General features: G+C 73.2%; 16 protein-coding genes. 4 read left to right on the top strand and 12 right to left on the bottom strand.

Translation table 11 applies throughout. The annotated features are described in order from the left end of the window. Positions 1-89: 89 nt before the first annotated feature. The 4 genes from JIX55_RS07485 to JIX55_RS07470 form a co-directional block, all read right to left on the bottom strand. Positions 90-854, bottom strand: coding sequence for an IclR family transcriptional regulator (locus JIX55_RS07485; RefSeq protein ID WP_257562478.1), 765 nt, complete (start codon positions 852-854; stop codon positions 90-92). Positions 855-922: 68 nt separating this feature from the next. Continuing rightward, positions 923-1,828, bottom strand: a complete 906-nt coding sequence (locus JIX55_RS07480; protein WP_257562476.1) for a glycoside hydrolase family 16 protein — start codon at positions 1,826-1,828, stop codon at positions 923-925. Positions 1,829-2,038: 210 nt separating this feature from the next. Further along, a complete protein-coding gene (locus tag JIX55_RS07475; protein WP_257562475.1) occupies positions 2,039-2,683 on the bottom strand; it encodes a hypothetical protein in 645 nt (214 codons plus the stop codon). Beyond that, the gene (locus JIX55_RS07470) at positions 2,683-3,408 is read right to left on the bottom strand and encodes a YqjF family protein (protein ID WP_257569251.1); all 726 of its coding nucleotides are present in this window, start codon (positions 3,406-3,408) and stop codon (positions 2,683-2,685) included. The genes JIX55_RS07475 and JIX55_RS07470 overlap by 1 nt, the downstream gene beginning before the upstream one ends. A gap of 104 nt (positions 3,409-3,512) precedes the next feature. Between JIX55_RS07470 and JIX55_RS07465 the strand changes: the two genes are divergently transcribed. Further along, positions 3,513-4,001: a DUF5709 domain-containing protein gene (locus JIX55_RS07465; RefSeq protein ID WP_257562474.1), complete on the top strand. Its 489-nt coding sequence runs from the start codon at positions 3,513-3,515 to the stop codon at positions 3,999-4,001. A 113-nt stretch (positions 4,002-4,114) separates the two neighbouring features. Further along, positions 4,115-4,585 (top strand): SPW repeat protein, encoded by a 471-nt coding sequence (locus JIX55_RS07460; RefSeq protein ID WP_257562473.1) that lies wholly within the window; start codon positions 4,115-4,117, stop codon positions 4,583-4,585. 94 nt (positions 4,586-4,679) lie between these two features. Here JIX55_RS07460 and JIX55_RS07455 read toward each other — a convergent pair whose 3' ends face one another. The 4 genes from JIX55_RS07455 to JIX55_RS07440 form a co-directional block, all read right to left on the bottom strand. Beyond that, entirely contained in the window at positions 4,680-5,237 is a 558-nt protein-coding gene (locus tag JIX55_RS07455; RefSeq protein WP_257562471.1) for a cytochrome c oxidase subunit II, read from the bottom strand. A gap of 15 nt (positions 5,238-5,252) precedes the next feature. Continuing rightward, positions 5,253-7,745: a S9 family peptidase gene (locus tag JIX55_RS07450; RefSeq protein WP_257562470.1), complete on the bottom strand. Its 2,493-nt coding sequence runs from the start codon at positions 7,743-7,745 to the stop codon at positions 5,253-5,255. Then, positions 7,718-9,502: an N-acetylglutaminylglutamine amidotransferase gene (locus JIX55_RS07445; RefSeq protein WP_257562469.1), complete on the bottom strand. Its 1,785-nt coding sequence runs from the start codon at positions 9,500-9,502 to the stop codon at positions 7,718-7,720. The genes JIX55_RS07450 and JIX55_RS07445 overlap by 28 nt, the downstream gene beginning before the upstream one ends. A gap of 251 nt (positions 9,503-9,753) precedes the next feature. Then, the gene (locus tag JIX55_RS07440) at positions 9,754-10,941 is read right to left on the bottom strand and encodes a carboxylate-amine ligase (protein ID WP_257562467.1); all 1,188 of its coding nucleotides are present in this window, start codon (positions 10,939-10,941) and stop codon (positions 9,754-9,756) included. Between the two features lie 255 nt (positions 10,942-11,196). Here JIX55_RS07440 and JIX55_RS07435 point away from each other — a divergent pair, with 255 nt between their 5' ends. Then, positions 11,197-12,660: an aminotransferase class I/II-fold pyridoxal phosphate-dependent enzyme gene (locus JIX55_RS07435; protein ID WP_257562466.1), complete on the top strand. Its 1,464-nt coding sequence runs from the start codon at positions 11,197-11,199 to the stop codon at positions 12,658-12,660. 151 nt (positions 12,661-12,811) lie between these two features. On the opposite strand, the gene JIX55_RS07430 is transcribed toward JIX55_RS07435, so the two are convergent. Further along, positions 12,812-13,306 (bottom strand): DUF6098 family protein, encoded by a 495-nt coding sequence (locus JIX55_RS07430; protein ID WP_257562465.1) that lies wholly within the window; start codon positions 13,304-13,306, stop codon positions 12,812-12,814. A 54-nt stretch (positions 13,307-13,360) separates the two neighbouring features. After that, positions 13,361-13,924 (bottom strand): hypothetical protein, encoded by a 564-nt coding sequence (locus JIX55_RS07425; RefSeq protein WP_443046391.1) that lies wholly within the window; start codon positions 13,922-13,924, stop codon positions 13,361-13,363. 754 nt (positions 13,925-14,678) lie between these two features. On the opposite strand from JIX55_RS07425, the gene JIX55_RS07420 reads away from it, so the two are divergent. Then, positions 14,679-15,998 (top strand): MFS transporter, encoded by a 1,320-nt coding sequence (locus JIX55_RS07420; protein ID WP_257562464.1) that lies wholly within the window; start codon positions 14,679-14,681, stop codon positions 15,996-15,998. Positions 15,999-16,300: 302 nt separating this feature from the next. On the opposite strand, the gene rfaE2 is transcribed toward JIX55_RS07420, so the two are convergent. Next, positions 16,301-17,806, bottom strand: a complete 1,506-nt coding sequence (rfaE2, locus tag JIX55_RS07415; protein ID WP_257562463.1) for a D-glycero-beta-D-manno-heptose 1-phosphate adenylyltransferase — start codon at positions 17,804-17,806, stop codon at positions 16,301-16,303. Beyond that, the gene (locus tag JIX55_RS07410; protein ID WP_257562462.1) at positions 17,803-18,480 is read right to left on the bottom strand and encodes a D-sedoheptulose-7-phosphate isomerase; all 678 of its coding nucleotides are present in this window, start codon (positions 18,478-18,480) and stop codon (positions 17,803-17,805) included. The genes rfaE2 and JIX55_RS07410 overlap by 4 nt, the downstream gene beginning before the upstream one ends. Positions 18,481-18,530: the final 50 nt, after the last annotated feature.

Raw genomic sequence — 18,530 nt, 5'->3', positions numbered from 1 at the left:
TCCTCACCTGTGCGCGGAGCGTTCGCTCCGGGAAATGTCCGTTTGGTCCAGGAAAGGGCATCGGTTCGGGCGCCACAAGGACACGATTTTCAGATAGTGAGTGACAGACCCCTGGTCACCCGGCTCGCGGTCGGGAGCAGCCGCGCCCGGACCTCCTGGAGCCGGGAGAGCCGGTCCGCCCGCAGCGAGACGCCGAGGGAGCCGAGCGTGTCCCCGCTGTACACGGGCACCGCGACGCAGACCGTGCCGAGGGCGTACTCCTCCAGGTCCGTGACGGCCGGCGCCACGGGCGAGGAGTCCAGTCGCCGCAGCAGCTCCGGAGCGTCGGTGATGGTCTTTGGCGTGAGATCGGCCAGATGGTGCCGGGAGAGATAGTCCTTGCGGGACTCCTCGTCCAGCTCGCGCAGCACCGACTTGCCCAGTGCGGTGGCGTGGCCGGCGTCCTCGAATCCCACCCAGAGGTCGACCCGGGGTGCCCGGGGGCTGTCCACGATCTCGGCGACCCGGATCTCGCCGTCCTCGTAGAAGGTGAGGTAGGCGGCGGTCGTGAGCTCGTCCCGCAGCGCGGCGAGCGTCGGACGGACCCGGCTGAGCAGTGCCTGGCCGCGGCCGGTGGTGTGGAGCGCCTGCACCTTGTCGCCCAGGATGAACCCGCCGTCGTCCAGTTTCCGCAGATAGCCGTCGTGGACCAGGGTCCGCAGCAGGTGATAGGCGGTGGCCAGGGGCAGCCCCGTCTCCCGTGCCAGCTGTTTCGCCGGCGCGCCGTTCTCGTGCGCGCTCACCGCCTCCAGCAGGCGGAAGGCCCGCTGGACGGACGTGATGAGCGTGGGGCCGGGGCCGTCTTGCGCAGCCATACGACCAGCGTGCGCCGTGCGCGCGACGCGGGCAAGCTCCGCCCGGTGGGGCCGTACGCGCGGGACGATCACTTCCACCCGTACGCGTAGGCGGCGACCCACGTGATGTCGAGCTGGGCGCTGCTGCCGGGGGCCGCGCCAGGCCCTTCCAGGGCGCTCTCGTTCTGCAGCACCCAGGACAGCGGCTGGTCCGGCACCTCGCGGGTGTCGTGCCCCACCTGCCGGCCGTCGACGAAGAACCGCACGTGTCCGGGCGTCCACTCCGTCGACACGGTGTGCCACTCCGTCCAGTCGTCGCTCCCCGGGAAGTAGCCCTGCTCGCCTCCACCGCACGGATGATGGAAGGCGGTGAGGCCGCCGGTCCACTCGCCCTCGGGATGATCCATCTCGCATCCCCCGCCGTAGTGCAGCCAGGCGGACTTGTAGCCCGGCGCGAGCTTCGTCACCTTGATACGGGCGCTGTACTTGCCGTACTTCATCTGCATGACGGCACGCGGTACCACCGCGGCAGCGTGCACGGGTCCGCCGTCGGCGGGCCGCCACATCCGGATGTACATCCTGCCGTCGCCGTTCTCCGCAGGGCCCACGCTCACGGTGTCCTCCGGGTGGTAGACACCCACGACCTCGCGGCCCCGGTCATTGGCCGTGTCGCGCCAACCGGTGGGATAGGCCCACCAGTTGTCGCGATACGGCCCGCGCAGACCCCCGCAGTACGCGCCGGACGTGCCGGCACGGTGGTCGCAGTCGCTGAACGCGCCCAGCGGCACCCGGTCGCCGTCGAAGTCCTCCGCGAGGACCTGCCAGAACGGCCCGCAGTCGCCGCGGGGCAGTTCGGTGCCCACGGCACGACAGGCATCGGCCGACACGGGCGCGCCCTCGGCACGCGGGACACCGAGGAGCACGGCCAGGAGCATCAGACTCGTGGGCGCCAGCAGTGCGCGTCCACGACGTTTCGGTGCCGCGTGCGAACCCATCGGAAGGGCCCCTCCTGTCCACTGCGGGTTGTGTGGTGCGGGGGAGCATCCTCACCGTAGGACCGGTGCGACGCCATCCCCGGAACAGGCCGCCTTCCGGACTGCCGGAATCCGTCGCGCGCCTCAGGAGGGCGTCGGTGGTCGCAGAGGTGACTCGGTGGTCTCGGGTACTCGGGCGGTGGCGAGCCGGACCTGAGGTGTCCGGGACGGTCACCTCGGGCGGCCGGTCCGTGCCACCGTCGTGACGACCCGTGTGACGGCGGGCTTCCGGGGCACCGAACCGAACCCGAAGCGGACAGGAGGGCCGACGGGTGTCAGCTCGCCGAGGTCGTCGCCCTCGAAGGTCGCCGAAACCGTGCCGATCGGTCGCAGATCCCGCGCGCCGTACCACTCACGGCGACCGGATCGCGCACTGCCACGGGTGCGTACGCCGGTCAGCAGCAGCCGGGCGGGAACGTCGGTCAGCGTGCCCCACGCCGCGCGGCGGGCGAGTACGCCGGGCACCACGCGCAGCACGACCCCCAGGGGCCCACGCCGACCGGTGGTGAAGCGCAGGTCGAGTGGACGGGCCTGCACGGTCCAGGTCCTCGCGTCGAGGCTCACGTCGACCGGCACGACACGGACCGTGTCGAAGACGTAGGTGCCGGCGATGAAGCACGCCGTCTCCCCGGTGGGAGCCAACAGCACCCGTTGCCCGTTCGCCCGCTCGACCATCACGTCGCTGAACCGTCCGAACGGCGATCGCTCCCAGTGCCCGAGCACGATACGGGTCCCGGAGGACGTCCCCATGCCCGCGATCCAGCCCTCGAAGAACAGACGCGCGGGGCGGTCCGCGTCGCCGCGCCTCCGGCTCATCACTGATCCCGTTCGCTCTCCGACCGGGGCCGGGAGAAGCCGAGGCGCACATGCCCGACACCTGGCGAGAAGTGCGCCACGGGCTCGGCGAGAGGAGGGGGAAGGCCTGCCGCGCCGGTCAGCGTCTCCTCCAGCACGTCCACGGTGGCGACGTGCAACGGCCAGGGCTCGTGCTCGACAGGCGTCTCCCAGATCGCGCGGAGCCGACGTGTGTACGCCCGCCAGCGCGAGGTCAGCCACACGTCCCGATCCCTCGGCGTGATCGGCTCGCCGGGGCGGACGACGAGGCGGTACGACGGCGTGGCGCTCCATCGGGCACCGGCGTACGAGACGGTGTCGCCATGCCGGGAGACCCGCAGCCTGCCCAGGTTGTACGGCGCCCCGACGGCACGGGCGCCCAGCATCAGCGGGCAGGCGACCTCGATGGACAGGAACCACAGCCCGTCCCGCCCGTCCGGAGCCCGGACATAGGTCCGCAGATTGGTCTCCGCGAACGTCGGCAGCCCCGGTACCGCGGCGGGCAGGCCCGGGACGCGCACATCCGCCATCAGGAAGGGCGTGAGACTCACCCACGCCGTGCCGTCGTACTCGTCCACGGCCAGCCCCTCGGGAAGGAGCGCCTGAACCCGCTCCGGCGGGAACGGCCAGTGAACGAACGCCTGAGTCAGCCAACGGGCCCGCAGCGCGGGAACCCGGACCCGTTGCTCCGATCCATAGGCCACCACACCGAACGAGTTCCCGGCCGTCGCCTGCGAAAACGTAGGTGTCACACCCCGGGAACCCGGTACTCACGGAAGCACGTATGAGTCGACCGTCCCCGGAGGCGAGCATGAGCGAAGAGAACATGGCGGACGACGTCTACCAGCCCACCGGCGGCAACGAGGACCAGGAGGACGCCGCCCCGCTGGATCTCCAGGACGCGGTGGACGAGCGCACCTACGACGACATGCTGGACGAGGGCTACTCGCCGCCGGAGAAACCCCTGGGGGTCACCAAGAGCGGGACCACGGCGGCCGAGCAGCACGAGGGGGAGCCGCTGGACGACAGGCTGCGCCAGGAGGTTCGCGAGGCCGAGGCGCCCGCCGGGGACGGGATCGGCGACCTGCCGGGCGGCGAGGGCGAACCTGTCGACCCGGAGGCCGGCTCGGAACGCGCCGGTCGCCTCGTCGCACCGGACGAGGGCGCGCGAACCGACACCACGAAGGAACTCGTCGCCGAGGACGAGGGGATCGACGGCGGAGCGGCGGGTGCGGAGGAGGCGGCGATGCACGTCGTGCCCGAGGAGCGACTGCCCTCGCCGGACGGACGGGAAGATTGACACGAGGTTCTGTTCGACATGTACGGGTTTGCGGTTCTCCGGGGGGTACCGGTACCCGGGATCCATTCACCGGGGACGCGGCGGATCGTGGACCCCTGACGAAGGAGGCGGGTATGACCGACCGGACCCAGACCACCCTGGAGTCGCACCCGGACATCCTTGAGATGCGGGAGCGCCACGCGCGGGCCGAGCGGGCGGCCACGACCCAGCAGGGGCAGGCCGTCGAAGCGCTGGCCCTCATCACCGGCCTGTACCTGGCCGCATCGCCCTGGATCGCGGGCTTCAACGGTTTCAGCACCCTGACCGTGAACAACCTGATCACCGGTATCGCCTACGCGTTCCTGCTGAGCGGCTTCGGCCACGCCTACGAGCGCACGCACGCCAGGGCCTGGGCAGCCGCGCTGCTCGGCGTCTGGACCGTCATCGCGCCCTGGGTGGTGGCGGGGAACGTGGACACCACGCGCACCGTCGTCAACAACATCATCGTCGGCGTCGTCGCGTTGCTGCTCGCACTGGCCGCCAGTGCGGCGGCGAACAAGACCGACAGGGGCGGTCGTAGCCGCTCCGCCCGGATGGCACGCTGACCACGGGCACGCGCCCCCCCAGGCGCTCCCCCACGCTCTGCATCCGAGGAACCACCGCTGACCACTTCGACGGTGGCTTCTCATCGGACGTCGCTCACAGTTTGCGTGGCTCGTTGTTTCTGGCCGGCTCGGTGATCTCGATGCCTGCCGGGATGAAGCCACGCTGCCCCTTGTCGGCCAGCCCTCGCAGGTGCTCCTGGTAGCGCTGCGGAGAGACGACCTTGACGTTGAAGAGCATCCGGGCGTGGTCGACGCCGCAGAGCTCGGCGCACTTTCCCCGGAAGGTGCCCTCCTGCGTGGGCGTCACCTCGAAGACGTTGACGTTGTGGCCGGGGAAGACGTCCTGCTTCATCAGCTCGGCCTCGTCACGGGCCGTGAAATAGAAGAGCACCGAGACGATGATCAGCGGGACGACGGTGTACAGCACCTCGATGGGCATGTTGTACCGGGACTGCGCGGGGACCTCGGTCCTGGTCCTGCTGCGCCGGTGGAAGATCGCCGCCCAGAGGATCAGCCCCCACACCAGCGCGCCCACGGTGAGCGCGGCCGCCCACGAGCCCTGCCACAAGGAAAGGATCCGCGGGGCCTCTTCCGTGACCGGGGTGGGCATCCCGAGGCGGGGGAAGTCCCGCCATGTACAACCAGCGCCCAACGCGCCGCCGACGCGCTACTCGGCGATGTGCCGCTGGACCCAGTCGGCGGCGGTCCGGCGGAAGATCCTCCGGCTGTCCGCGCGCAGGAAGTCATGGCCCTCGTCGCGCAGCATCAGCAGTTCGGCCTCCAGGCCGCGCTCGCGTGCAGCGCGGACGAACTGCTCGGATTCGCCGAGCGGCACATTGGTGTCGTGCTCACCGTGGACGGCGAGGAGCGGCACGCGCAGCGCGTCGACGCGGGTCATCGGGGACAGCGCGTGCAGCAGTTCACGGTCGTGTTCCGGGTGGCCGTACTTGTGTGCGGCCGATTCCGCGATCCACGGCTCGGTACCGGCGTAGAAAGTCGCGAAGTCGGACATGCCGCAGGCCGCGACACCGGTGCGGAAGAGGTCCGGGTGCCATACGAGGGAGGCCATCACCAGATAGCCGCCGTACGAGCGGCCCATGACGGCGAGCCGACGCGGATCGGCGAGTCCGGCCAGGACGACGTGCGCCGCGCAGTCGGCGACGTCGTCGATCGCGGCGAACCGTCCCGTGCCGAGGTCGGCGTCGACGAACGACCGGCCGTGTCCTGAGGAGCCACGCACGTCCGGGGCGAAGACATCCAGGCCACGGCCCAGCAACTCGTGGTAAAGGGGGTTGAACACCGGCCGTTCCTGCTCCTCCGGCCCGCCGTGCAGATGGATCACGCAGGGCGCCGGCTCCCGGGGACCCCGCCCCGGCGCCCGGTAGTACCAGCCGCTCAGCGGCAGCCCGTCGCGTGCCGTCAACCGCAGCGATACGGGACGCGCGGGCGGACGGCCGGGCGGGACGGCGTCCTCGTCGCGGGACGACCACTCGGTCCGCCGCGCGGCGCCTTCGGGGAGCCACCACACACCGGGGCGGCGCTGCGACCCGGACAGGGCCAGCACCAGTCCCGACCGGCCGTCGACCTGCGGGATACGCGTCACCACCTCATGCGGAAGCGGCACCCCCCGCGACGGACCCACCTGAGCGTCCCCGGTGGATGCCGTCGTGACGGCGGTGATCTCCAGTTCACTGGCTCCGCGCACGTTCCAGGCCAGGGCCGCGGTGTGCCCGTCGCGGCTGAACGCCAGCAGTTCCAGTCCGCAGTCCCCGCGCTCCGCGGCGACCGTCAGCCCCAGCTGCTCCCCGCCGGAATCCAGGCGGACGGCGAACAGCGCGGCGAACTCGCGTGCCGCGTCGCTGCGCAGCCACAGCGTCGTGGCGTCCGGGGAGAACCGGCCGATCCACGGATCACCGTCGGCGACCCGCAGGGCGAAGGCGGTCCGCAGGTCGGTGGTGCGCACGACGAGGGCCTCCCGGCGGCCGCGTGGCCCTCGGCGCAGGAGTGCCAGCCGTCCGTCCCGGCTGATGTCGCACACGCGCAGAGTGGCGGCGCCGCGTTCCACCGCCAGCAGGGTGGGCGCCACCATGCCCAGGGGGTCGACGAGGTAGGCGGCCAGCCCTCCGCCGGCCGTCCCCTCGGCGGCCGGTCCTCCGCCGGGCGCCCCCTCCGGGGCCACCTTGCCGCCTTCCCCCTCGTGAGCGCTGGGGCCCCTCGCGCTACGGCTGACCTCGTCGTCCGCGCCGGCCCTTTCGTCGGGTACGCCCTCCAGGGGCCGTGACCGACCGCCCTCGGGCATGTCCACCGGCAGCGGATCGTGAGTGGTCCCCCCGCCTCCTCCTCCCGGGGCGCGGGCGGCGGGACCGGCATCACCGTGGTGCGGGCCGCCCAGCAGCATGGCCCGGCCGTCGCGGGCCGCCCAGCCCGACGGGCGGGGGACGGTCTGCGGGTCGGCGAGGCCCGGCTCCGCATGGGCGGGCCGCTCTTCGGTGTCGGCACCGCCCGGCGTGAGAACCGGCTCGGCGACGGTGACGGCGACCACCGAGCCGTCGTGCTGCCAGCAGCCCAGGTACGCGGAGCTGCCGGGCTCGGCACCGGCGAGGACGCGTCGCCCGGTCCCGTCGGGGCGTACGCACAGCACCCGGGTGTGTTCGCCGCCTCCCGGGGCCGTTGTGTAGGCGATCCAGCGGCCGTCCGGCGACCAGGCCACCTCCTTGACCGGGTGCGGGTCGGAGTCGAGCAGATGGACCTCGTGTCCGTCGACCGGTCCGGTCCACAGCTGCGGAACCCCGCCGCGGTCGCAGATGAACGCGACGTACCTGCCGCTCGGATCCACCGACGGATACCAGCAGCCGTGGGACTTCAGCGGCTGCGGTGTGTCCAGCGGCCCGGCGGTGTCGGGAAGCGGCACCGGTGCCGGAGCCATGGAGGCCGGCATCGGAGCGGTGGCCGTCCCGACCTGGCCGCCGGCCGCCTCGGCCGTCGGCGCGGAGACAATGCCGTGATCCTCGGGCCGCCACGGCACCCCGTCGACGACGTCTTCGCCGACGGGGGTGCGGAAGGGAGAGCCCGTGAGCGGGTGCGGCGGGGCCGCCGTCACCGGGCGCGGGGGGCGGGTCCCCTGTGCGCCGGTCAGCTGATCCCGTGCGTTTGCAGCCATATCTCCAGCAAAGCTACCTGCCACAGCTCGTTCGCCCCACGCCTGGTGCGGTGCTCGTCCGGCGCCGACAGCAGCCCGGCCACGTACGCGTCCTGGAAGACGCCCCGTGACCTGGCCTCGGGCGCCGACAGGGCCTCGCGAACCCTCCCCAGCACGGGACCCGCCATGTGTTTGACGGCCGGGACCGGGAAATAGCCCTTGGGCCGGTCCACGACCTCCGCGGGCAGGACGCGGCGGCCGGCGGCCTTGAGGACTCCCTTGCCGCCGTCGGAGAGCTTCCACTCCGGCGGGCAGGCCGCGGCCAGTTCCACGAGCTCGTGGTCGAGGAACGGGACGCGGGCTTCCAGGCCCCAGTCCATCGTCATGTTGTCGACCCGCTTGACCGGATCGTCGGCGAGCATCACGTCGGTGTCGAGCCGCAGCGCCGCGTCGAGAGCGGTCTCGGCGCCCGGGCGCGCCATGTGCATCCGTACGAAGCGGCCGGACACGTCGTGGTCGGGGAGCATGTCCGGCTCCACGATCCTCTTGAGGTCGGTGTGCGGCCGGTCGAAGTACGTCTCGGCGTACGCCTCGGGTGCCCGCTCTCTCGGGACGGCGGCCATGTCCGGGTACCAGTGGTAACCGGCGAAGACCTCGTCGGCGCCCTGACCGCTCTGGACCACCTTCACCTCCTTCGCCACCTGCTCCGACAGCAGATGGAAGGCGACCACGTCGTGGCTGGTCATCGGCTCGCTCATCGCCTCGATCGACGCGTCCAGCGCCGTCGACACCCGGTCCGAGGGCACCATCAGCTGGTGGTGGTCCGTGCCGAAGCGCCGGGCGACCAGGTCGGAGTAACGGAACTCGTCGCCCTGCTCGCCGCCCTCGGACTCGAAGCCCACGCTGAACGTCGCGAGATCGCGCTGCCCTTCGTCGGCCAGCAGCGCCACGATCAGGCTGGAGTCGAGCCCGCCCGACAGGAGGACGCCGACCGGTACGTCGGCGACCATACGTCGGCGTACGGCGGTGCGCAGCGCGTCCAGCACCGCGTCCCGCCAGTCGTCCGCGCCCAGGTGCGCGTACTCGTCCCGGCGCGTGTAAGACGGCTGCCAGTACTGGATGGCGCGGTGGCGGCCGTCCGGCTCCACGACGCATACGGTGGCCGCGGGCAGCTTGCGTATGCCGGTGAGGACGGTGCGCGGGGCGGCCACCGTGGCGTGCCAGCTCATGTACTGGTGCAACGCGACCGGGTCGAGCGAGGTGTCGACGCCGCCGCCCGCCAGGAGGGCCGGCAGCGAGGAGGCGAAACGCAGCCGCCCCGGCGCCTGAGCCAGGTACAGCGGCTTGATGCCCAGCCGGTCACGGGCCAGTATCAGCCGCCCGGTGTCCTGTTCGACGATGACGAAGGCGAACATGCCGTAGAAGCGGTCGACGCAGTCGATTCCCCACTGCCGGTACGCCTTGAGCACCACCTCGGTGTCGGAGCCGGAGAAGAAGCGGTGGCCGAGACCGCGCAGCTCCGCACGCAGCTCTTCGTAGTTGTAGACGCAGCCGTTGAAGACACCGGCGATCCGCCCCGCGGGGTCGGTCATCGGCTGCGCCCCGCACTCGGACAGGTCGATGATCTTCAGTCGGCGGTGACCCAGCGCGACGGCGCCCTGCGACCACATGCCCCTGCCGTCCGGTCCCCGGGCAGCCAGCCGGTCGGTCATGCGCTCGACGGCGGCCAGGTCCGGCCGTCCCCCGTCGAAACGGATCTCTCCGCTGAGACCGCACATCAGGCGGCACCCCCTCGCAGGGGGCCGCGGCCGGCCGTGCTCGCAGGCGGGGCCTGGAGCGAGTACGAGCCGGTCGGATTCGCGTTCGTATCGGTATAGCCGCTGGACATGCGAGCCACTTTCCTTGATCACAGGAGGCGCAGGCACCACGCGCGGACGACGGATTCTCCGCGCGGGTTCGCCGCGCCCTGGCGCGGGGCGACGGTCGGCGCCAGCCTTTCCGTACGGCCGTACGGGTGTCAGCGTGGGTGTCAGCCGCCGACGGTTTCCACCGTGTACGGTGCCGGGGCCCCCGGCGGGGCGGCACCGGACGCCGCGACGGGCCGGCGCAGGGCTCCGGGGGCGGGGCTCCGCCTGTGCTCGCCACGGGTCTCGGCGACCATCGTCTCGACGCAGGCGAGCAGGCCCTCCGCCTCGGCGACCCCGCGCAGGCGGTGAGCCACGCTGCCCCGAGTCAGCCCTTCTTCCATGAGCACGCGTACCGTGTCCCAGTCGCCGAAGGCCTCCAAGGCCGGGCGCAGCCGCTGGAGCATGGCGCGCAGGACGGTGGGAGCGGGCGCGGGGAGACGGTCGACCGGGTCGACCAGGTCGCCCTCCAGACCCGTCTGGGCCGCGCGCCAGACCGCGGCCCGGAGCCACTCGTGCCTGCCGTCACAGACCCACCCCGGCTGCTCCAGCCGGACCCGCGCGTCCTCGACCAGGGCGCGGAACAGCCCGGCGACGAGCACGACCGTCTCGGTGCGCGGGCAGGCGTCGCAGATGCGCAGCTCCAGGGTCTGCTGGTGGTCGGAAGGCCGGACGTCGTAATAGACCATTCCCCGGTCGCTGATCACGCCGGAGCGGATCAGATCCTCGACCGCGGCGTCGTAGTCGGCGGCTCCGGCGAAGCAGCCGACCGGCCCGGCGGTGGGCCAGCGCTGCCACAGCATGGTGCGCCAGCTGGCGTATCCCGTGTCCGCGCCGAGCCAGAACGGTGAGCTGGCGGACAGGGCCAGCAGCGGAGGCAGCCACGGCGAGACGGCGCACATGATCCGGACGGCCGTGTCACGGTCGGGCACGTCGACATGGACCTGCGCGCTGCACACGAGATGCTCGTCGGCGACCTGCCGGTATTCGTCGGCCATGTGCCGGTAACGGGCACCGGCGGTGACATCACCGGACGTCAGCCGTGCGAACGGCACGGTCCCGGCCGCGACGACGGCCAGCCCGAGAGGGGAGGCGGCCGCGTCCAGCCGCCGCCGTGCTCCGGCCAGGTCGGCGTGCAGGGAGTCCAGTGAGGCGTGCACCCGGCTGTTCCACTCCACGGCCGACCGCTGCAGCTCGTGCTTGAACTCGGATCGGCGCAGCCGACCGAGAACCGCACCGGCGCTCGGGACGAGCCCCCCGCTCTCCGCGTCCAGAACATGGAATTCTTCCTCTACGCCTACACGAACGGTCACGGCCTCTCCCTCATCCGTACCCGAGATCGCCCGCCGGGCCGAAGACCCGCGACGACCGCTGCGGACTGCGAGTTCCCGACAAAAACGCAAATAAGCCATATGTGTTCATATCTGGCGCCGAGGCGTCGCGCACACGTGCGGCCTGTCGACGCGCGGCCGCCCGAGCAACCGCCCGGGCCCGGTGAGGCCGGGGTTCGATCGCCGGGCGGGGGTACTCGTAGGTGCTCGTACAAGCGAGAATCCCGGGAGGTGGGCATGGATCACTCACGGGTGCCCGTGCTGGAGGCGTTGCGGGAGTTCCGGCGGCGCGGAGACGTGGCGTACGGCCCGCCCGGGCACAAGCAGGGCCGTGGGGTGGACCCACGGGTGGCGGAGGTCCTCGGGGTGGATGTGTTCCGCTCGGACGTCCTCCTGCTCAACGGGCTCGACGACCGCCGGCAGTCCCACGCGGTCCTGAACGAGGCCCAGGAGCTGATGGCCGACGCGGTCGGTGCCGAGCAGGCGTTCTTCTCCACGTGCGGCAGCTCCCTGTCGGTGAAGACCGCGATGCTGGCCGTGGCGGGCCCCGGCGAGAAGCTGCTGCTGTCGCGCAACGCGCACAAGTCGGTGATCGCGGCCGTGGTCGTCAACGGGGTCGAACCGATCTGGGTGCACCCCGAGTTCGACACCGAGCGGCATCTCGCCCACCCACCGGAACCCGACGACGTACGCCGCCGGTTGCGGGAACACCCGGACGCCAAGGGCATGTTGCTGATCACGCCCGTCGACTGGGGCACCTGCGCCGACGTCCGGGGCGTGGCCCGGGTGTGCCACGAGTTCGACGTCCCCCTCATCCTGGACGAGGCATGGGGCGCCCACCTGCCGTTCCACCCCGGGCTGCCCGCCTGGGGCATGGACGCCGAGGCCGACCTGGTGGTCACCAGTGTCCACAAGATGGGCGGCGCCATCGAGCAGAGTTCCGTCTTCCATCTCCAGTACGACCGGGTGTCGCCGGAGGTCCTCAAACAACGGGAGGACCTGCTCGGTACCACCAGCGCCTCCACCCTCGTGTACGCGTCCCTCGACGGCTGGCGCCGCCAGATGGTCGAGCGGGGGTACGAACTGCTGGACGCCGCGCTGCACCGCGCCGAACGGATCCGTACCTCGATCGGAGACCTGCCGGGCCTGCGGCCCATGGGCCGAGAGGTCGTCGAGGAGGGACTCGCCGCCGACGTCGACCCCTTGAAGATCGTGGTCGACGTACGGGAGCTGGGCATCAGCGGTATGCAGGCGGCCGAATGGCTGCGGGCCAACCGGCGGGTGGACGTCGGCGGCTCGGACACCTGCCGTATCAGCGCCTCGATCACCCACGCCGACGACGACGGGACCGAGAAGATCCTGCTGGACGCGCTGAGCGCACTCGTCGACGGCGCCGACTCCATCGAACGGCAGCCGGCGGTCCACCTGCCCGAGCCCCCGGACCTGGAGCTGGAACAGGCGATGCTGCCGCGCGAGGCGTTCTTCGCCGAGGTGGAGCACGTGCCCGCCGGGCGGGCGGCGGGCCGCGTCTCGGCGGAGATGATCAGTCCCTACCCGCCGGGTGTGCCGGCGATCGTCCCGGGAGAGGTGATCACCGACGCCGTTCTCGACTACCTCCGCAGCGGTGTCGAGCACGGCGTCCTCATCCCGGACGCGGCCGACTCCTCGGTCCGGACCCTGCGCGTGGTGGCGCGCCGCTGAGGAGCCCGCGCGCGGTCGACCAGCGGTGACCGCCGACCTGGGCACCGGGCCGGCGGTGACCGGCGCGGGTCCTCGGTCTTCGCCGTATGCGCCGAGCCGTATGCGCCGAGCCGTATGCGCCGAGCCGTACGCGCCGACCTGGGTCCGGTGCTCAGTCACGGGCTTCGTGTCGCCCGCTCCCGGAGTCCTCGGGCGACTCCTCGGGATCGCGCTGCATGGGGCCCCACTCACCCTGCTGGCGGGCCACCGTCGCCTGGGCCTCTTCGATGACCGCCTCGTCGATCCAGGCGATGGGCTCCACGTCACCGAGCAGGGGTTCGTTGTCGGGCCCCCGGCCCTCGACCCGGCCGCGCAGGACCCACGGGCGGACCGCCGGCCCCTTCTCACGCGGCAGGTGCGAGTAGTCGTACAGCCGACGGGCCACCCACAGCTCGACCGGCCGGTCCTTCCACCAGGGCTCCAGATCGAGTGGGTTGGCGGACAGTCCCGGCAGTCGTACGCCCGTGAGGCCGTCCCTGCTCGCCGCGCGGTCCTGGTCGCCGGCGGGACCGTGCGACCAGCGCACATGGAGGCCGGGGGCGCGCCGCACCAGGGCCGCCAGGTCACCGAGGGACCGCAGGACCGGGAGTTCGTCCAGGGTGCTCATGGTGTGTGGCCCCTCTCCCGGCTGTCGGATCCGGCCGACCGCACTGGCCGGCGCTCATCGTGGGGCTCCCGAGCTCGTTCGGTCGGGCGTCCGGAAGGTGGCCGCGACCTGCCGCAGATGAAGCTCCTCCAGGGTCTCCAGCTGTCGGTGGGCACGTCGGAGGAGGTCGTCCAGCAGGTCTCGGTCGAGACGGTCCTCGCTGTCGCAGAGCCGCCGCAGGGTCTGCCAGCACGCGAGCTTGCCCGCCACTCCCGCCCGCAGCATCTCCAGTTCGAGCAAGGTACTGAGCGGGGAGCGGTGCACCAGCCTGCCGTTGCCCTTCAGCCGGCCCAGTTTCTCGGCCGCCCAGCCCGCGGAGACCTTGTAGCGGCGGGCCGGGACGTCCAGCCGTTTCATCAGGTCCGTCAGACTGTGCCGGTCCTGCGCGATCTCGGTGGCGACCTCCTCCACAGCCGGGGCGAACGCGGTACCGCGGCAGGACCGTGCCAGATGGCGTGACCGGTCGGTGCCCGCGGTGGCACCGGCCAGATGGTCGTTGAGGTAGATGCCGAGCAGATGCGCGTCCATGTCCGTCCCCTTGCCGGAGGCGGTCCTGGAGGAGGGCGTTGGGTGACTCATCGCGATCTCCCTTCGGTCCGGGCGGAGCCGACGAGCTCGTTCCGGTCCGCCCGTATGGGCCATTTCCGCTGTGGGCGGGTATTCCGCCCACGATCTCCCCACGGCTCCCGCGGCCGTCGGCCGCTCCCGTCGCTGGGTTCTGGCAGGGCTTCCCGGCGGTCGCGGCACGGGTGCCCCGGGTGGATCACTCCCACACACGGTCGCCGGGTGCGGCGGTGCGGCGGTGCGGCAGGGGATGGCGATGGAAGGGCGACGGCGTCGTCGGCCGCGCGGGTGGGGCGCGGTGTCGCGGGCGTCACGCCGGGCGGGGGCGCCGCCCGGACGCGGCGAGTGCTGTGAGCAAGCACACCTGGTCGGGCAAGTACATGTGGCGCGGGGGAAGTTGACCGAACGGTCGAGCGCGGCCGCGGTGGTCCTGAAGGGACTCGCCCGCCCCGTCTGCCACGATGGGCGTCGCCGTGCCCGAGGGTGCGCCCGCGCCGCAGCCGTCGTGGGGCGCCGACCCGGTGGCACCGCCTCCGGACCGATCCGGTGGAGCGGCCGCGCAGCGAAGCCGGCGTTCCGACACCCCCTCGCTGTCCCCTCGCCTGCCCCTGTCCGAGTCCCCGGACCCGTCTCCGAATAGGGCACTGTGTCTTCTTCGCCCGCGGGCCGCACGCCTGCCCCCGTTCCTGTCCCCGCGTCCGCGCCCTCCCGCGTCGCCGCCCCCGCGGACGCTTCGCGTTCGCCCTGGCGGTCCCTGAAGTACCCCAGCATGCGCTGGTGGTCCCTCGCGAACTTCCTGTCCAACGCGGGGACCTGGATGCAGCTCACGGTGCAGAACCTGCTGGTCCTGCAGATCACCGGCTCCGCCGCCGCCACCGGTCTGTCCATCTCCGTCCAGGCCGCTCCCGCGCTGCTCGTGAGCCTCGTCGGCGGCGCTGCCGTGGACCGCTGGCCCAGGAAGGCGACGGCCGCCGTCAGCCAGGCCCTGCTCGGGGCCGTGGCGTTCGTGACCGCCGTCCTCGTCGCGCTGGACCGGCTCGACCTGACCGTGCTGATGGTGCTGGCCGCCGTGACCGGGCTCGTCGCGACGGTCGACGGGCCTGCCTGCGCGCTTCTCGGCAACGACCTCGTCCGCAAGGAGGACGTGCCGTCCGCCATCGGCGTCGGTTCGCTGGTGCACAGCGCGGGACGGCTCGCCGGGACCGCGCTCGCCGGGGTGACCATCGCTTTCCTCGGCACGGCCGCCGCGTACACCGCCAACGGACTGTCGTTCCTGTTCGTCGCCGCGGTCATTCCGTTCCTCCGTCCGGTGCGCGAGGTGTCACAGGGCGCCGGGACCGCCGCGGCCGCCGTTCCCGCCCAGCGGGGGGCGAAGCCGAGGGCCCAGAAGTCCGACATGACGGTGCGACAGGGGCTGGCCTTCTTCGCGCGCCGGCCCCGGCTGGTCGCGCTGGCCGGGATCACCGGGATCAGCTCGATGTTCGGGCGGAACTACGGGCTCACCCTGGCCGTCCTCGTCACCGGGCCTCTCGCGGGCGGCGCCGGGGCGTTCGGCACGGTCTCGACCGTGCTCGCCGTGGGCGGCATCCTCGGCGCGGTCCTCGGCGCCCGGCTGCGCAGCCCGTCGGTACGGCTGGTCGGGCTGCTGGCGGCCGGCGGAGCCCTGCTCCAGGCGGTGGCCGGGTTCTCCCCGTCGCTCGCCGTGCTGCTGGTGCTCGTCCTGCCGATGGCCGTGCTGGAGTCCGTGTCCGACACCGCGGGCACCACCGTCCTGCAGACCGATCCGCCCGCCCACCTCCGGGGCCGGGTGCTCGGCGTCTGGGGCAGCGTCAGCACGGTCTGGGGTCTCGGCGGACCCCCGGTGCTCGGTCTTCTGATGGAGCTGGCCGGCGCGCGCGGCGCCCTCGCGACCGGCGGCCTCGTCATCGCGGGCGCCATCGGAGCCGGCTTCGCCCTCCGCGGCCGCCGGACGACGCCGCCGGTCCTCCTGGACATGGAGGAGCACGGGGTGCGGGACCTCGCCCCCGAAGCGGCAGTCGTCGCGGCACACGATGCGGCGAAGCGACCGGGGCTGGACACCGCCGCCTGACCCCCCGCCGCGGGCCGGACCCGCGTCCGGTGGTGCACCGTGCCTCAGGCCTGTCGTCGCCGTCGCCGTCGCCGCCGTCGTCCTCGTCGTCGCCGTCGCCGGCCCTGCGGGCGCGGCGAGCAGGATCTCGTGGCCGGGCAGATGCCGTCGCAGGGCACGCGACGCGGGTACGGCGGTGGGCAGGTCGTGGGGCCCGAGCGCGCGGAGCACGAGTGCCCGCGGGCGTCCCTCCGCCACCTCCCCACGCACTGGACCGGCTTTCACGTGTGCGCTCCCGTCCGGTGGGCCGTAGCGGATCACGGTCACCGGCCCCGGGTCTTCGAGGGGCCGACCGGTACGGCGGCCCGTGCCGCCCGGCGGGCCAGCAGGGTGGTCGAGCGGCCGTCGAGGTAGGGCAGGACGACCGCCTGGCCGCCCCACGCGCGCAGCACCTCCGCCTCGGGGAGGTCCTGGACGGCGTAGTCACCGCCCTTGACCCAGACGTCGGGCCGCAGCCGCCGCAGCAGCGCCTCCGGTGTGTCCTCCTCGAAGACCACGACCGCGTCGACGCTGCCGAGGGCCGCGAGCACCCGGGCACGGTCGGCCTGCGGGGTGAGCGGCCGCCCCGGGCCCTTGCGGCGGGCGAGGGACGCGTCCGAGTTGAGGCACACGATCAGGCAGTCGCCGATCCGCCGGGCACTCTCCAGCAGGCCCACATGGCCGGCGTGCAGCAGATCGAAGCAGCCGCCGGTGGCCACCACCGTGCCGCCACGCGCCCGCACCCGCTCCACCAGCGCGAACGCGTCGGCGCCCGGCTCGTCCACGGGCTGGGCGGCGTGCCCCGCGCGCCACAGCGCCGGGTTGCCCGCGCCGCCCGCCGAGACGAACGCGGCGGCCTCGGCGACCGCCCGCTGGACCGCCTCCTCCGGGAGCGCGCCGTCCGCGAGCGCCGCGACCGTCGCGGCCGCGAAACAGTCGCCCGCGCCGCACGGATCGCCCACGGCCCGGTAGGGCGCCGGAACCAGCATCGGCGTGCCACCGCCGGAACCGGTCAGCAGCGCGCCCCGCTCGCCCAGCGTCACGGCCACCCCCGCCGCCCGCCAGCGGTCGGCCAGCTCGGCGCCCCGCTCGGCGTACGCCCGCAGCGAGGCGTCCTCGTCGGCGGGCAGCGCCCGCCCCGCGTGCGGCGTCGGGGCTCCCGCCGTGTGCCGGCGGTCGGCATGGGCGACGCCCGTGCGCACCGATGTCTCCTCGCCGGGGCACAGGGCCCGCGTCTCGGCCGCGTTCGGCGTGACGAGCCGCGCCCCGGGCACGGGGGCGCCGCCCTTGGGGTGCGGGTCCCACACCAGGGGCGTCCGGGGGGCGACGGCCGCCAGGCGGTCCCGTACGGCGTCCGCCGTGCGCCGGCCGTAGTCGGCGACCAGGATCGCGGCGGCCCCCTCCAGCGCCTCCCGCACGGCCGCGCCCGCCGTGCCGGGCGTGCCACCGCCCCGGTCCACCCGGACGACGGGGCGGCCGCCCGCGAGGACCCGTGTCTTCACCGGGAGGGTGCCGTCCAGGGGCAGTTCGACGAGCCGGACCCGGCCGCGCAGTTCGCGGCGCACGGCGTCGCCGGCCTCGTCGTCGCCCAGCGCGGTCACCAGCAGCACGTCCCGGCCGTCCCCGGCCGCCAGCGCGGCGGCGAGTCCGGCTCCGCCCGGGCGGAGCCGGCTGCCGGTGACGTCCACCACGGGCGCGGGCGCGTCCGGCGACAACCGGGTGGCCGTGCCCTCGATGTCCTCGTCGAGCAGGGTGTCCCCGACGACCACGAGCGGCCCGCGCCCGGTCACGACACCCTCCCCCGGGCCGGCACCGGGCGCCGGGCCCCGGCGCCGACGGCGGACCCGAGCGGTGGCTCGGCGAGGGCGGCGTCGAAGCACTCGCACAGCAGGTGCACCGCGACCAGATGGGCCTCCTGGACGGTCGCCGTGCTGTCGGCGTCGATGGCCAGCGTCTCGTCGGCGGCGGCGGCCAGGGGATTGGGCGAGGGCCCGGTCATCGCCCAGACCCGCAGGCCCGCCCGGCGGCCCGTGACGGCCGCGGTGATCAGGTTGGCGCTGCGGCCGGACGTGGACAGCAGCAGAAGCAGATCGCCGGGGCGGCCGTGGGCGGAGACCTGCCGGGCGAAGACGTGGTCGAAGCCGTAGTCGTTGCCGATGGCCGTCACCGTCGAGGTCTCCGCGTGCAGGGCGATCGCCGAGTACGCCGGCCGCTCCCGGCGGTAGCGGCCCACCAGTTCGGCGGTCAGATGCTGCGCCTGGGCGGCGCTGCCGCCGTTGCCCGCCGCCAGCAGTCGGCCGCCGGTCGCCAGGACGTCGGCGAGCAGCCCGCCCCACTCCGCGATCCGGCCGAGGCCGTCGCGGCGGAGCCGGCCGAGTGTCTGTTCCAGGGAGCGGCAGTGCAGATGCGCGGCGTCCAGTACGGGAGATTCAGGGGATACGGGGGATACGGGGGATTCGGCCATGGCGATCGGGTACGCCGCGTCACGGGGACGGCGGCCTGACCCGCACCTCC

Source organism: Streptomyces sp. DSM 40750 (genome assembly GCF_024612035.1).
GTDB lineage: Bacteria > Actinomycetota > Actinomycetes > Streptomycetales > Streptomycetaceae > Streptomyces.
Note: the sequence above shows the minus strand (reverse complement) of the source record. Positions and strands in the feature narration are given on the sequence as shown.

Bases quoted from the DNA above. Each gene is read 5' to 3' on its own strand.
- JIX55_RS07485 (WP_257562478.1), bottom strand. From the start codon at position 854: ATGGCTGCGCAAGACGGCCCCGGCCCCACGCTCATCACGTCCGTCCAG.
- JIX55_RS07480 (WP_257562476.1), bottom strand. From the start codon at position 1,828: ATGGGTTCGCACGCGGCACCGAAACGTCGTGGACGCGCACTGCTGGCG.
- JIX55_RS07475 (WP_257562475.1), bottom strand. From the start codon at position 2,683: ATGAGCCGGAGGCGCGGCGACGCGGACCGCCCCGCGCGTCTGTTCTTC.
- JIX55_RS07465 (WP_257562474.1), top strand. From the start codon at position 3,513: ATGAGCGAAGAGAACATGGCGGACGACGTCTACCAGCCCACCGGCGGC.
- JIX55_RS07460 (WP_257562473.1), top strand. From the start codon at position 4,115: ATGACCGACCGGACCCAGACCACCCTGGAGTCGCACCCGGACATCCTT.
- JIX55_RS07450 (WP_257562470.1), bottom strand. From the start codon at position 7,745: ATGGCTGCAAACGCACGGGATCAGCTGACCGGCGCACAGGGGACCCGC.
- JIX55_RS07445 (WP_257562469.1), bottom strand. From the start codon at position 9,502: ATGTGCGGTCTCAGCGGAGAGATCCGTTTCGACGGGGGACGGCCGGAC.
- JIX55_RS07435 (WP_257562466.1), top strand. From the start codon at position 11,197: ATGGATCACTCACGGGTGCCCGTGCTGGAGGCGTTGCGGGAGTTCCGG.
- JIX55_RS07430 (WP_257562465.1), bottom strand. From the start codon at position 13,306: ATGAGCACCCTGGACGAACTCCCGGTCCTGCGGTCCCTCGGTGACCTG.
- JIX55_RS07425 (WP_443046391.1), bottom strand. From the start codon at position 13,924: ATGAGTCACCCAACGCCCTCCTCCAGGACCGCCTCCGGCAAGGGGACG.
- JIX55_RS07420 (WP_257562464.1), top strand. From the start codon at position 14,679: ATGCGCTGGTGGTCCCTCGCGAACTTCCTGTCCAACGCGGGGACCTGG.
- JIX55_RS07410 (WP_257562462.1), bottom strand. From the start codon at position 18,480: ATGGCCGAATCCCCCGTATCCCCCGTATCCCCTGAATCTCCCGTACTG.